Origin of the sequence: Bradyrhizobium stylosanthis (assembly GCF_001641335.1) — a bacterium.
In the GTDB taxonomy this organism is placed as follows: Bacteria; Pseudomonadota; Alphaproteobacteria; order Rhizobiales; family Xanthobacteraceae; genus Bradyrhizobium; species Bradyrhizobium stylosanthis.
Genome location: NZ_LVEM01000006.1, coordinates 1 through 13,536 on the forward strand (window position 1 = coordinate 1; position 13,536 = coordinate 13,536).

General features: G+C 65.5%; 12 protein-coding genes. 7 read left to right on the top strand and 5 right to left on the bottom strand.

Going from position 1 to position 13,536, the window contains the following annotated elements:
• Together A7X65_RS34590 and A7X65_RS34595 are read right to left on the bottom strand one after the other, a co-directional pair.
• On the bottom strand, positions 1 to 392 hold a 392-nt coding region (locus tag A7X65_RS34590; protein WP_167358329.1), incomplete at its 3' end, for a transposase.
• A gap of 285 nt (positions 393 to 677) precedes the next feature.
• Positions 678 to 1,805, bottom strand: a complete 1,128-nt coding sequence (locus tag A7X65_RS34595; protein ID WP_063693893.1) for a threonine synthase — start codon at positions 1,803 to 1,805, stop codon at positions 678 to 680.
• Positions 1,806 to 1,838: 33 nt separating this feature from the next.
• On the opposite strand from A7X65_RS34595, the gene A7X65_RS34600 reads away from it, so the two are divergent.
• From A7X65_RS34600 to upp, 5 genes are all read left to right on the top strand, one after another.
• Positions 1,839 to 2,483: a hypothetical protein gene (locus A7X65_RS34600; RefSeq protein WP_245324033.1), complete on the top strand. Its 645-nt coding sequence runs from the start codon at positions 1,839 to 1,841 to the stop codon at positions 2,481 to 2,483.
• Between the two features lie 2 nt (positions 2,484 to 2,485).
• On the top strand, positions 2,486 to 3,121 hold the full coding sequence (locus tag A7X65_RS34605) for a VOC family protein (protein WP_063693894.1): 636 nt from the start codon (positions 2,486 to 2,488) through the stop codon (positions 3,119 to 3,121).
• Positions 3,122 to 3,391: 270 nt separating this feature from the next.
• Positions 3,392 to 4,648 (top strand): GTP cyclohydrolase II, encoded by a 1,257-nt coding sequence (locus tag A7X65_RS34610; RefSeq protein WP_063693895.1) that lies wholly within the window; start codon positions 3,392 to 3,394, stop codon positions 4,646 to 4,648.
• Positions 4,649 to 4,655: 7 nt separating this feature from the next.
• Complete coding sequence (locus A7X65_RS34615; protein WP_063693896.1) at positions 4,656 to 5,894, top strand: URC4/urg3 family protein; 1,239 nt, start codon at positions 4,656 to 4,658, stop codon at positions 5,892 to 5,894.
• Between the two features lie 202 nt (positions 5,895 to 6,096).
• Positions 6,097 to 6,726, top strand: coding sequence for a uracil phosphoribosyltransferase (gene upp, locus A7X65_RS34620; RefSeq protein WP_063693897.1), 630 nt, complete (start codon positions 6,097 to 6,099; stop codon positions 6,724 to 6,726).
• Between the two features lie 241 nt (positions 6,727 to 6,967).
• Here upp and A7X65_RS34625 read toward each other — a convergent pair whose 3' ends face one another.
• On the bottom strand, positions 6,968 to 8,080 hold the full coding sequence (locus A7X65_RS34625) for a M48 family metallopeptidase (protein WP_063693898.1): 1,113 nt from the start codon (positions 8,078 to 8,080) through the stop codon (positions 6,968 to 6,970).
• A 3-nt stretch (positions 8,081 to 8,083) separates the two neighbouring features.
• Complete coding sequence (locus tag A7X65_RS34630; protein ID WP_245324044.1) at positions 8,084 to 9,229, bottom strand: YjgN family protein; 1,146 nt, start codon at positions 9,227 to 9,229, stop codon at positions 8,084 to 8,086.
• Positions 9,230 to 9,590: 361 nt separating this feature from the next.
• On the opposite strand from A7X65_RS34630, the gene A7X65_RS34635 reads away from it, so the two are divergent.
• Positions 9,591 to 10,856 (top strand): cytochrome P450, encoded by a 1,266-nt coding sequence (locus A7X65_RS34635; RefSeq protein ID WP_063693899.1) that lies wholly within the window; start codon positions 9,591 to 9,593, stop codon positions 10,854 to 10,856.
• A gap of 180 nt (positions 10,857 to 11,036) precedes the next feature.
• Positions 11,037 to 12,311 carry a cytochrome P450 gene (locus A7X65_RS34640; RefSeq protein ID WP_063693900.1) on the top strand — a complete coding sequence of 425 codons (1,275 nt, stop codon included), beginning with the start codon at positions 11,037 to 11,039 and terminating at the stop codon, positions 12,309 to 12,311.
• Between the two features lie 236 nt (positions 12,312 to 12,547).
• Here the strand turns inward: A7X65_RS34640 and A7X65_RS34645 are convergent, their stop codons facing one another.
• Complete coding sequence (locus tag A7X65_RS34645) at positions 12,548 to 13,468, bottom strand: LysR substrate-binding domain-containing protein (protein WP_063693901.1); 921 nt, start codon at positions 13,466 to 13,468, stop codon at positions 12,548 to 12,550.
• Positions 13,469 to 13,536 lie beyond the last annotated feature (68 nt).

A 13,536-nucleotide genomic window follows, 5' to 3' on the forward strand; every position in this document is an offset into this window, starting at 1 on the left:
TCAAGCTGGCGATCCAACTCGCCAAATAACTTCTCCAGAAGACCCTGTTCGACGAGCTGGTTCCGGAAGCGGTTCAGAACCGTATGGTCGGGCGTCGCATCCTCAAGGCTCAGACCGACGAAACGCTTGAACGAGAGCCGGTCGCCCAGCGCTTCCTCGAGCTCGCGTTCCGAAAGACCATAGAGTGATTGCAACAGCAGCGCCCGAAACAGCACCAACACCGGGTATCCCGGCTGACCGGGTCCTTTCTCGTCCCGCAAATGGCCGATCAGCTTCTCGAACCGATACCACTTCACCARGCCTGACAGCCGATCCAGCGCCGCATTGGCACCGGCTCCCTTCGGCATCAGCACGTCCACAAAGCTCGGCTGTCCCGTCTGCTTCACCGCCATCAGCACTCTCCCAAAGGCTTGGCCTAGGGAATCATAACTGACGAATTACGCAACAGGCCCCTTGTGGGAGAGGGTGGCTCGCCGCGCAGCGGCGAGACGGGTGAGGGGTATGTCTCCGCGCGTTCAACTCTCATCGAGTGCGCGGACAAATACCCCTCATCCGGCGCCGTAGCCGAAGCTTTGCTTCGGCGTTCTCAAAAACGGCGGCCAAAGGCCGCCTATGCCACCTTCTCCCGCAAGGGGAGAAGGAAGAAAGAAGATGGGTTTCGCTGCGCTCTACCCATCCTACTGCACGAGATCGGCGACCGTGGTCGCGGCCTTCAGGCCGGTGCCGGTGAGAACCGCGACCGTAGTCTCGTTCGCCTTGATCGATCCGGCCGCGGAGAGCTTCTCCAGCGCGGCCGCGGCGCTCGCGCTGGTCGGCTCGGCGAACAGGCCCTGCCGCGCGAGACGGCGCAAGGCCGCGACGATCTCGTCCTCGGCGAGCGCGACGGTGCCGCCGCCGCTCTCGCGCAGGGCGGCGATGATCTCGCGCAGGCGCAGCGGATTCTTGATCGCGGTGCCCTCCGCGATGGTCTTGCTGACCTCGCGCGCGACGGGCGTATCGACACCGGCCTTGAAGCTCGCATCGATCGGCGAGCAATTGAGCGGCTGCGCCGCGAACAGGCGCGGCAGCTTCGAAATCTGCCCGGCCTTCAAAAGCTCGCGGAAGCCGAAGGCGCAGCCGAGCAGGCTGCTGCCGGCGCCGACGGGGACGATGACGTTGTCGGGCGCGCGGAAGCCGAGGTCTTCCCAGATCTCGTAGGCGAGAGACTTGGTGCCCTCGAGGAAGAACGGCTGCCAATTGTGGCTGGCATAAAAGGTCTGGCTCGACTGGCGGATGGCCTCCGCTTCCGACTCCTCGCGCGGCCCTTCGACGAGCTGCACCTCGGCACCGTAAGCGCGCACCTGCGCGATCTTCGCCGGCGATGTCGAGGCCGGCGCCAAAATCTTCACGCGCATGTTGCCGGCGGCACCCAGCCCCGCCATCGACGAGCCGCCATTGCCGGAGGAATCCTCCAGGATGGCGCCGACGCCGATCTGCCTGAGGAAGGACAGCATCACCGCCGAGCCGCGGTCCTTGAAGCTGCCGGTCGGGTTGAACCATTCCAGCTTGAAGAACGGGCGCAAATCGCCCCAGTTTTGCTGGGCAAGCGGCGTACAGCCCGCGCCGAGCGAAATCGGATCCTTGATCTCCACCGGCAGCGCTGCCCGATAGCGCCACAGCGAGCGCGTCGCGCTGTCGATGTCGTCGCGCGAGATCCCCGCCCCCGGCGTCACCAGCAGCGGCGTGCGCTCGTCCGAGCACCAGCGCGGCTGGTCGAGGGGATAGAGCTTGCCGTTGCGGGGATCGATGTAGCTGGCGGTGGGCATGCGGGTCTCCGGAACAAAGCCGATCCCGTCGATATGTCTGAATATGACGGTTTTATCCAGTTACCTGTTGGAGGTGTGAACGCGGCCAATTTGTGCAAGATGGCGATCTCTTCGCAGGGAGAATGCGGGCAGGCAATGACGGTTCAATGGACCAAGGGCTACAGTCAGGATGAACTGGACCGTGCCCAGGAGCGATTTGGCCTGATCTTTCCACCTGACCTGGTCGCCCTCCTGAGGGAGAAGCGTCCGGTCGAAGGACATGACTGGAACGACGAGGCAGCCATCAGGCGAGCGCTCGACTTTCCTCTCGCCATGCTGCTGTCCTCCATCGAGCGCAATCCGCACTGGTGGCCGGAGTGGGGAGAGAGGCCTTCCGATATGCAAGCGCGCAAGGAGGTCGTGCGAGATGTTGTCGCGCGCGCCCCCAAACTGGTTCCCTTGATCGCCCATCGATACCTGCCCGAGGAGCCGCACGAAGCGGGCAACCCGGTTTTTTCCGTCTTCGGCTTCGACACGATCTACTACGGCACGGACCTCGATGACTATTTCGAGCGAGAGTACGCTCCATCCGATTTCCGGGTGCCGCTGAGCCGGTTCAAGCATATCCGCTTCTGGTCCGACCTCGTCGCGCGCTATGGCTACAGCCTGGAAGAGCTTCAGAAGAAATTGGACCGCTGACCATGCTCCGTCTCGACCACATCACCGTCGCCGCCAACGACCTCGCCGAGGGCGTGGCCTATGTCGAAGACGCGCTCGGCATTGCGCCGCCGGCCGGTGGCGCGCATCCACTGATGGGGACGCATAATCATCTGCTGCGACTGAGCGAGACGTCGTTCCTCGAAGTCATCGCCCCGGACCCGTCGGCGCCTGCGCCGACCCGGCCGCGCTGGTTCGCGCTCGACGACCCGCGCACACATGCGACGCTGGCGGCCTCGCCGAGGCTCATGACCTGGGTCGTGGACACTTCCGACATCACCTCGGCGCTCGCGAAGATCCCGCAGGCGGCGCGGCCGGCGATTGCGGTGACACGCGGCCATCTCGAATGGCTCATCTCGGTTCCGCCCGACGGCTCGATGCCGTTCGATGGCGCGTTCCCGACCGTGATCGAATGGCCGCAAGGCCCTCACCCGGCTTCCCGTATGGCCGATCTCGGCTGTTCGCTGGTGACGTTCGAGATCCTGCATCCCGAGGCGGACGCGATCCGCGCGGCGCTGGCCGGCATTGTGGACGACCCGCGGATTCGTTTCAGCCGGGCCTCCGTGCCTTCGTTTCGCGCGGTGATCCGGACGCCGAACGGCGACCGGCAGCTGACTTAGGCGAAACGCGACGCCCACCCCTTCAAAAATACAAATGATTACATAGATATAGGCTACGTTCCGGGGCCACGATCCAGTCAGGACGGACCCTCGCGTGCTGGCATTGCCGGCTCCGGCACGGAGCGCCCGCCCGGCACGATTAACTTGTCTGTCGCCGAGGGCCGCTACAATATGTTGGATTGAGCTTGCGTCGCCGATGTCTGGCATTGGCGGTGCAAGTGAGCCAGGCCCGTCCGAGCGGCGGGCCGTTGGCTTTTTGGGAGCCTGGACATGAGCCGCGCGAACCGTACCGACCACATCCGCCTGACCTCCCATCCGGAGCCGGGCCGGAAGGCCGCCTTCCCGATCCACTGGGGCGCTGCTGACGCGCGCGCCCGCGGGCCGATCATCGGCACAGTGTCGCGCGCCGGGGATCGCAACGTGATCGGCAGCCATGGCGGCTCCTACGCGATGTACCGGGCGCTTGCGGTCTCCGCCGGCGCGCTCGATCCGATCCGCCGCCCCGACCTCACCAACACCTTTCCGGCCGCGACCATCGGCCCGTTCGAGCAATGGCGCGATCCCGCGAAGATCGTCGCGCTCGATCCCTGGGGCCATCTCGTCGCCGAGAATTTCGGCAAGGAGATCGCCGAGGGCGTCGACATCCGCCCGAGCATCGCGGTGACGCGGGCGCGGCTGGATCTGCCTGAGATCCGCGAGGCGCTGGCCGCCAAGCGACTGCGCGCCGACGGCGACGTCGTCCATGCCAATGGCAGCGTCTCGGTGGTGAAGATCGCGATCGATCCGGTCTGGTATCTGCCCGGTCTTGCCGAGCGCTTCGGCACCAACGAGACCGAACTCCGCCGCACGCTGTTCGAGCAGACCGCCGGCATGTTCCCCGAGCTCGTCACGCGCCCCGACCTGAAGGTGTTCCTGCCGCCGATCGGCGGCACCACCGTCTACATGTTCGGCGATGTGACGAAGCTGCCGGACCATCGCACCAAGATCACCTGCCGCGTGCATGACGAGTGCAACGGCTCCGACGTGTTCGGCTCCGACATCTGCACCTGCCGGCCCTATCTCATCCACGGCATCGAGGAATCCGCGCGCGGCGCGCAGGAGGGCGGGCTCGGGCTCGTCGTCTACAACCGGAAAGAGGGCCGCGCGCTCGGCGAGGTCACCAAATTCCTGGTCTACAACGCGCGCAAGCGCCAGGAGGACGGCGACGCGGCCGCCGCCTATTTCGAGCGGACCGAATGCGTCGCCGGCGTGCAGGACGCGCGCTTCCAGCAGCTCATGCCCGATACCATCCACTGGCTCGGGCTGAAGCGCATCGACCGCTTCCTGTCGATGAGCGACATGAAATACGACGCGCTGACCTCGCAGGGCATCGACATTGTCGAGCGCGTGCCGATCCCGCCGGAGTTGATCCCCGCCGACGCCTATGTCGAGATCGCCGCGAAGAAGGCCGCCGGCTACTACTCGACCGACATCGCGCCCGAGAAGGATGTGGACGGCGTGGTCGGCCGCTCGCTGGAAAAATACTGATCGCGCGATGACTGACGGTTTGGAAAGAGAGGCCCGCTCGCTGCTCAGCGCAGCTGCGGTCCGCGCGCGTGCTGGGCAGATGCTCGAGATCGGGCTTGGCGGCGGCTTGAGCCACTTCACTGTTGATCTCGACCGCATGGACGGCGTGGCCGATGCCGTGCTCACCGTGACGCGAAAGGCCTATCCGACGCTGGACGTTCCCTTCCACGCGCGCTGGCGGCATTTTGTGCTTGGCGGGGCCGATCGCTGGGCGCGGCTAGCGGACGCCGCGACATGGCCGGACCGCGCCGCGCGGGCGCGTGCCGAGTTCGACCTTGCCATCGTCAGCGTGCTGCTCGATGCCGGCGCGGGCGCTGCGTGGCGATACCGCGATGCCGTGACGGGCGAAAGCATCGGCAGGTCCGAAGGGCTTGCGATTGCCAGCCTCGACATGTTCGCGAACGGCCTGTTCTCCGGCGATGCGCGCAGCCCCTTCAGGGCCGATGCGGCTGTGCTCGCTAAGCTGCCCCTTACCGCCCTCACCTCCGCCTTTCAGGTCAGCGATGCCAATCCGCTGCTCGGCCTCGAAGGCCGCACCGACCTGCTGCGGCGCCTGGGCAAGCTGGTCTCGGAGCGTGCGGACGTGTTCGGTCTGCACGACTCGCCGCGGCCCGGCGGTCTGTTCGATCACATCGCGGCGCAAGCGGTCGGCGGTGCGGTCGCTGCGCCCGCCATCCTGTCGGCGGTGCTGAACCAGCTCGGACCGATCTGGCCGTCGCGGCTGGAGCTCGCGGGCGTTCCGCTCGGTGATTGCTGGCGCCATCCGGCAATCAAGGCGGACGACGCAACCGCGGGGCTCGTGCCGCTGCACAAGCTGTCGCAATGGCTGAGCTATTCGCTGATCGAGCCGCTGCAGCGCGCCGGATTTGCCATCACCGACATCGACGGCCTGACCGGGCTTGCGGAGTATCGCAATGGCGGGCTGTTCGTCGATCACGAAGTGCTGCGCCTGCGCGATGCCGCGGATGCGGATCGCGCGCATGCGGTGGATTCGCTGCTCGTCGTGGAATGGCGTGCGCTCACCGTGGCGCTGCTGGACCGGCTTGCCGAGCGGGTTCGCGCCAAGCTCGGACGCACACCGGAGACATTGCCGCTCGCCAGCATTCTGGAAGGCGGCACCTGGGCCGCCGGCCGTGCCATCGCGTTTGCGCGCCGACCCGATGGTTCGCCGCCGCTCAAGGTGATCAGCGACGGTACGGTTTTCTAAACCCTCCCCCCTTGCGGGAGAGGGTGGCTTCGCGACAGCGAAGCCGGGTGAGGGGTTTGTATCCGCGAAGGCATCTCTCACTTGAGTGCGCGGAGACAAACCCCTCATCCGGCGCTTCGCGCCACCTTCTCCCACAAGGGGAGAAGGAAGAAGCGCCGGCTCGTTGCATTTTAACCAACGCGCATTTCGTTAGGAGCGTTACATGGAAGGCGTCACGATCGTCGATCATCCGCTGGTGCAGCACAAGCTGACGCTGGTGCGGGACAAATCGATCTCCACAAAGTCGTTTCGCGAGCTGATCAAGGAGATCGGCATGCTCCTCTGCTACGAGGTGACGCGGGACCTGCCGCTCACCGATACCGTCATCGAGACGCCGCTGGCGACGATGCACTCGGCCAAGATCGCCGGCAAGAAGCTGGTGTTCGTGCCGATGTTGCGGGCCGGCACCACCTTTGTCGACGGCATGATGGATTTGGTGCCGACCGCGCGCGTCGCCCACATCGGGCTCTACCGCGAGCCTCTCAGCTTTGCCGCGGTCGAGTATTTCTTCAAATCGCCGTCGGATCTCAGCGAGCGCCTCGCCATCGTGGTGACGCCTGTCGTCGCCACCGCCAACACGGCCGTCGCCGCCATCGACCGGCTGAAGGAGCGCGGCGCCAAGGACATCCGCCTCGCCTGCCTGATCGCGGCACCGGAAGGACTCGAGCGCCTGCGCGGACTGCATCCGGACGTGCCGGTCTGGACCGCAGCGGTGGACGAAGGCCTCGACGACAACGGCTTCATCGTGCCGGGCCTCGGCGATGCCGGCGACCGCGCCTACGGCACGCGGTAAGGCGGCAACGCAAGCGGTTCGCCTCTCTCCCGTGTGGGCTGGGTTTATCACCTACGGGCCCAGCGGGGCCTGAGCGAACGCCTCGTCCCTCGAGACGACCGCTGCGCGGTCTCCTCAGGATGAGGCTCAGCAGCACTTTGCCTGTGAACTTGCTGCCACGCACCCAGTCCTCATCCTGAGGAGCCCGCAAGGCGGGCGTCTCGAAGGATGGCTGTATGCGAGCTTCGCGCCGTGCTCCGCCTCAGATCTTCCCGCTGCCGCAGATCAGCTTCAGCGACTGCCACTCCTTGTCCGTCAGCAGCGGCGGGCCGCTGGCGGGGCGATCTTCCCTGGTCATGCGGGCGAGGCGGTCCTCGGTCAGCGGGTGGCTGGCGAGGATCGTGGAGAGCGCGGAGCCGCCTTCCTTGCCGGTGATGCGGAACATCAGCTCGGCCGCCGGCTTCGGCGAACGGCCGAGCTTGTGCATGATCTCGATCGCGAAGGTGTCGGCGGCCGTCTCGGCCTCGCGCGAATAGGAGGCTTCGACCACGCTGCGCGAGGCGAAGATCACGGCTGATGACCCGGTGACGTCGCCGAACAGCAGGCCGATCAGGAACGAGGTGCCGCCGTTGTAGATCAGGCCGCGCATGTTGTCGTAATGCTTGAGATGGCCGAGCTCGTGGGCGAGGATGCCGGCGATCTCGTCGGGGCTTTGCGCCTTGTCGAGCAGGCCCCGCAGCAAATAGACCTTGCCGCCCGGCAGCGCGAATGCGTTCGGCACCGGGGTCGGCAACACGCCCGCCGTCATGGAATCATCGTCGAGGCCGGCGGCATCGCGCAGGCTGTTGACGAGTTTTGTGAACGCGGCCTTGCCGGCGGGGTCTTCGCAGGCCTTGCCGCCGAAGATGGCTTTGACCTGGACTTCCGAGGCGTCACCGATGCGGCGCTCGATCGGCTTGGGCACCAGCGGCGCGAGCCGGTCGGCGGCGAGCGGCACGCCGAACAGCACGACGCAGACAATGGAGACGGCAGCCGCGACCGACCAGCCGACGATCTTCGCGACGCCGCGGCGCGAGGTCTGGTGCTCGTCGAGCCGCATGCAGTGGACCGTCACGTCCGCGGCCAGGGCGGCGTCGCGGATTTCGAGCCGCGCCAGCGGCGGCGCGGTCATGCAGGCAAGGCGCAAAACGCCGGCCGGACTGTCGGCGCGGCGGATGTCGGCATAGTCCCAGCGGACGGGCGTTCCGCCCTCCTCCACGATCTCGAGCGCATCACCGAGCGCCAGCGTCACCTGGCGCTTGCGGCTCGACACACCGTCGAAGAAGATCGTCGGCTTGGCGGACTGCGCCGGAATCTCGGCGGACACATCACTCACGATTCAGAATCCCGCGACATCAAGCCCGTCGGCAAAGCCCTCGCCGAGCGCACTGGCAAGCTCGCCGCTGCCGCGCACATCCGCGGCGGCCGCGATGTTGTGCACCTCGACGGTCTCCAGCACCTTGGCCCAGAGATCGCGCTGAAGATAGACCCGCATGACGATGTTGATCGCCAGTGCCACGGCGAAATAGCCGACCACCATCGCCACCACCATCGGGATGCCCTTGGCGCCGTTGCCCGGTTCGAACATCTGCTCGGCCGACAAGCCGCTGAGCTGGGAGACGAGCACTGCGCTGCCGCCCATATAGGCGCTGAAAATGACCGAGAGCAAAATCCACCAGCCGATCACCTTCCAGTACAGGCCGTAGAAGGCGTCGTGCGGCAGTTCCGAGGACAGGCTGACGCCGCCGATGCGGATGCCGTCCAGCCACCAGCGCCATTCGCGCGCCTTGAACTCGGCATAGAAGAACGGGGCGAGCGGGAAGATGAGGATCGCGATCGGGCTGAGCAGCCACAGCCACCAGCCGCGCTTGAAAAAGGTCCAGCCGTCGCCTTCGAAATCGCCGCGCAAATCGCCGTAATGGGTGTGCCGCATCTTGTAGCGCTCCAGCGCGGCCGCGCGCCAGGGCAGCGCGAGGCCAAGCGTCAGGAACACCAGCAGCCCCCACGCCATGGCGCGGAACGAATAGGCCCAGCCCGAACCGTCCATCCAGAAGCGCACGCCGCGCCACACCGTGCGCGTCAGGCGGTAGCGCCGCGCGCGAAAGATCGCGAACTGGCCGAAGGCGTAGAAGCTGATGAACAGCGGGGTCGAGGCAAAGCCCTGCCAGCGCTCGAACTCGATGCCGACAAGGAAATAGGCGAGATAGATCGGCACCAGGATCGCGAGCGCGAACAGGAAGCCGATCAGGAGCTCCTTTGCCCGGCCGGTATATTCGGCGGCGTCGCCGTCAACCGCGGTGTGCGTCCACAGATGACGGCGGATGTCGGTGACGAGCCAGAACCGGTAGAACCCGAAGGTGACCAGCTCCAGCATGGCACCCTTGGTGACCATTTTGCGGAACTCGGACCGGTCGCCGGTGAAGTCCACCCCCGTCGGCGGCAGCGGCGGCGGGAGCGGTTCGGAGCCAATGGGGACCCATTGCATGTCGTTCACGGCGGCAACCTCGGGGTGCGGACCTGTCGTGGTCAAACTTATAGATCAGAGGTTAGTCGACCCCCAAGATGGGCGGGTTCGATTTACCGCGATTCCGGTCGATTTCTGACAGGATTTCATGACAAACGGCGTGCGTGAGATCACGTTCGCGGATGCCGGCCTGTTGGCTTGATCCGGACTACCGACCACGCGCGCCTCCATCCCGGCGGCGCACCCGTCCTCTCGCAAGGGTTGGATGTGGCAAAACTCTCCCTTGCTCCGGCGCAGACAACCGGCTGTAATTGCAAATCAAATACCGCAGCGCAGAATTCATAAAAACAGCGCGCGGAAGGGAATGCCAGGGAGAACGGTCATGCATGGGACCATCGAGAGCGCGTCCGATCTCGACGCACTTCGCGAACGCGCATCGTCATTGCCGCTGGAGCAATTCGATCCGGGCGATCCGGAACTGTTCAGGACCGATACGTTCTGGCCGTATTTCGACCGCCTGCGCCGCGAAGATCCGGTGCACTACTGCAAGGACTCGATGTTCGGGCCGTACTGGTCGGTGACGCGCTACAACGACATCATGGAGATCGAGACGAACCACGCCGTGTTCTCCTCGGCTTCGTCGCTCGGCGGCATCACCATCCGCGACATCGATCCGGATCTGCGCCGCGAGAGCTTCATCTCCATGGACCCGCCGCGCCATGCCGCGCAGCGCAAGACCGTGGCCCCGATGTTCACGCCGACGCATCTGGACAATCTCGCCCTCAACATCCGCAAGCGCTCGGCCGAGTGCCTCGACAATCTGCCCCGCGGCGAGGTGTTCGACTGGGTCGACCGGGTCTCGATCGAGCTCACCACGCAGATGCTGGCGGTGCTGTTCGACTTCCCCTGGGAGGACCGCCGCAAGCTGACGCGCTGGTCCGACATCGCTACCACCATTCCCGGCCCGGACGGCCTCGTCGCGACCGAGGACGAGCGCCAGGCGGAGCTGACCGAATGCGCCGGCTATTTCGCCCGGCTCTGGAAGGAGCGTATCGAGCAGCCGCCGAAGAGCGACCTGCTCTCGATGATGGCGCATGGCGCCGCGACGCGCGACATGGATGCCAAGAACTTCCTCGGCAATCTCGTCCTGCTGATCGTCGGCGGCAACGACACCACGCGCAACACCATGTCGGGCTCGCTTCTCGCGCTGAGCCAGCATCCGGAGCAGTATCGCAAGCTGCGCGAGAACCGCGCGCTGCTCGACAGCTTCGTGCCGGAGGTGATCCGCTGGCAGACACCGCTTGCGCATATGCGCCGTACCGCGCTCGCCGACTTCGAGTTCCGCGGCAAGCAGATCAAGAAAGGTGACAAGGTCGTGATGTGGTACGTCTCGGGCAACCGCGACGAGGAGGCCATCGAAAAGCCCTACGATTTCATCATCGACCGCGCACGCCCGCGCACGCATCTCTCCTTCGGCTTCGGCATCCACCGCTGCGTCGGCTTGCGGCTTGCTGAACTCCAGCTCAAGATTATTTGGGAAGAGATTCTCGAGCGCTTCGACCATATTGATGTGGTCGGCGAGCCCAAGCGAGTCTATTCGAGCTTCGTGAAGGGACTGGAGACCTTGCCGGTGAAGATTTCGGCGTGACGTAAGACCCCCTCGCCCCGCTTGCGGGGAGAGGGTTGGGGTGAGGGGGAGTCTCCACGGGAACGGTGAGAGCCGAATCGCGGAGAGTCCCCCTCACCCGGATCGCATCTACCGATGCGATCCGACCTCTCCCCGCAAGCGGGGCGAGGTAAAGGAGAGAACCAACTGGAGGCCACCACCATGAACATCCAAGCGCCGGTTAAAGTGGACAAGGCCGAACGCATGCGCAGGGCCCGCGAGGAGGCCTATGCGACGCCGCTGGCGCAGTTCCACCCCGGCGCGCCACGGCTGTTCCAGGACGACACGCTGTGGCCGTGGTTCGAGCGGCTGCGCAGGGAAGAGCCGGTGCATTACTGCACCAATGCGCCGATCGAGCCGTACTGGTCGGTGGTGAAATACAACGACATCATGCATGTCGACACCAACCACGGCATCTTCTCCTCGGACTCCACGCTCGGCGGAATCTCGATCCGCGACGTGCCCGAAGGCTACGACTGGCCGAGCTTCATCGCGATGGACCAACCGAAGCATTCGTCGCAGCGCAAGACCGTGTCGCCGATGTTCACGCCGACCCATCTGGACGAACTCGCAAAACTGATCCGCCAGCGCTCGCAGACCGTGCTCGACAATCTGCCGCGCAACGAGACCTTCAACTTCGTCGAGCGCGTCTCGATCGAGCTGACGACGCAGATGCTGGCGACGCTGTTCGACTTCCCCTGGGAGGAGCGGCGCAAGCTGACGCGCTGGTCCGACGTCTCGACCGCGCTGCCCAAGAGCGGCATCGTCGCCTCGGCCGATGAGCGCCGCCGCGAGATGGACGAATGCTACGCCTACATGTCCAAGCTGTGGAACGAGCGCGTCAACTCGGCCCCGCGCAACGATTTGCTGTCGCTGATGGCGCATAACGACGCCACGCGCCACATGGACCCCGACAACCTCATGGGCAACATCATCCTGCTCATCGTCGGCGGCAACGACACCACGCGCAACACCATGACCGGCTCGGTGCTGGCGCTGAACGAGAATCCCGAGCAGTACGACAAGCTGCGCGCCAATCCGGAGCTGATCGATTCCATGGTGCCGGAGGTGATCCGCTGGCAGACCCCGCTGGCGCATATGCGGCGCACCGCGCTGCAGGATACCGAGGTCGGCGGCAAGCACATCAAGAAGGGCGACCGCGTCGTGATGTGGTACGTCTCCGGCAACCGCGACGACGAGATGTTCGAGAACCCCAACGACTTCATCATCGACCGGCCGCGCCCGCGCACCCACCTCTCGTTCGGCTTCGGCATCCATCGCTGCGTCGGCATGCGGCTCGCCGAGCTGCAGCTGCGGATCGTCTGGGAGGAGATGCTGAAACGGTTCGACCGCATCGAGGTGGTCGGCGAGCCCAAGCGGATCTATTCCAGCTTCATCAAGGGGTATGAATCGCTTCCAGTGCGGATTCCGGCGTAGGCCCCACTGTCATGCCCCGGCTTGACCGGGGCATCCAGTACGCCGCGGCTCCTCGGTTCAAGCCGCGCCGTCTCTGGAATACTGGATTGCCCGCCTTCGCGGGCAATGACACCGAGGGTGAGGCAGACGTGCGCTCCTCAGGATGAGGAGCTGGCGCCCAGCTATAAAATTTCGGCATGACAGCTCGCGCCAGATGCGAAGGCACGATGGCGTCCGACTGTTCTACCACACGGCATCTAACTCAATTTGATGTCCCAGACGCCTTCCTTGCGGCAGGCGGCGACTTCCTCGCGCAGGAGCGCGGTGACGGCGAGGGACGCGGTCGAGGCCGGGCGGTCGATTGGAGAAGCGAAAATGAGCTCGCGCGTCATCGGCCTGGACACGGCGGTGGTTTCCAGCCGTCCGTCCGCGACCTCGCCATGGACCGACGACGGCGGCAGCAGCGCGAAGCCGAGCCCCTCCTCGACGAGGCTGGTCAGCACGCGGAAGGAATCCGCCTCGAGCTGGACATTGAGCTTGATCTTGCGCTGGGCCGCCGCGTGCTCGATCAGCGCGCGGAGGCCGTGGGAATGACTGGGCAGCACCAGGCGTTGCCGCAGCAGCCAGCCGATATCGACGCTCTTCTTGCGCGCAAGACCGCAGCCGCGCGGGCCGACCGCGACGATGTTGTCTCGCCCGAGGCTCTGCACGTTGAGATGCAGATCGGCCGAGCGGCCGTAGAGGATGGCGAGATCCATCTCGCCGCGATGCAGCCATTCGACGAGATGGCCGCTGTAGCTCTCGACGATGCGCAGCGAGATGCCGGGAAATTTTTCGACGCAGCGCCGGGCGAAGCGTGCGGACAGCACGCAGCTCACGGTCGGAACCAGGCCGAGCACGACTTGGCCCGACGGCGGCCCCTTGGCCGACTGGATGTCGTCGCGGATCTGGTCAAGTTGCCGCACGATGCCCGAGGTGCGCGCCAGCAACAAATGCCCGGCCTCGGTCAGCACCATGCCGCGGCCGTTGCGGGTGAACAATTCGGTGCGCAGCTCGTGTTCCAAGAGCTTGATCTGCCGGGAGAGCGCCGGCTGCGCCACGCGCAAGGTGTCGGAGGCCTTGGACAGGCTGCCGAGCTCCGCCACGCAACTGAAGGTCCTGAGCTGCCGGAAATCCATGCTTGCCAATCCTGGAAGGCTACTCCATACGCTATAGCAAATGAGCATAGGGGGCTGGCGATGTTTTC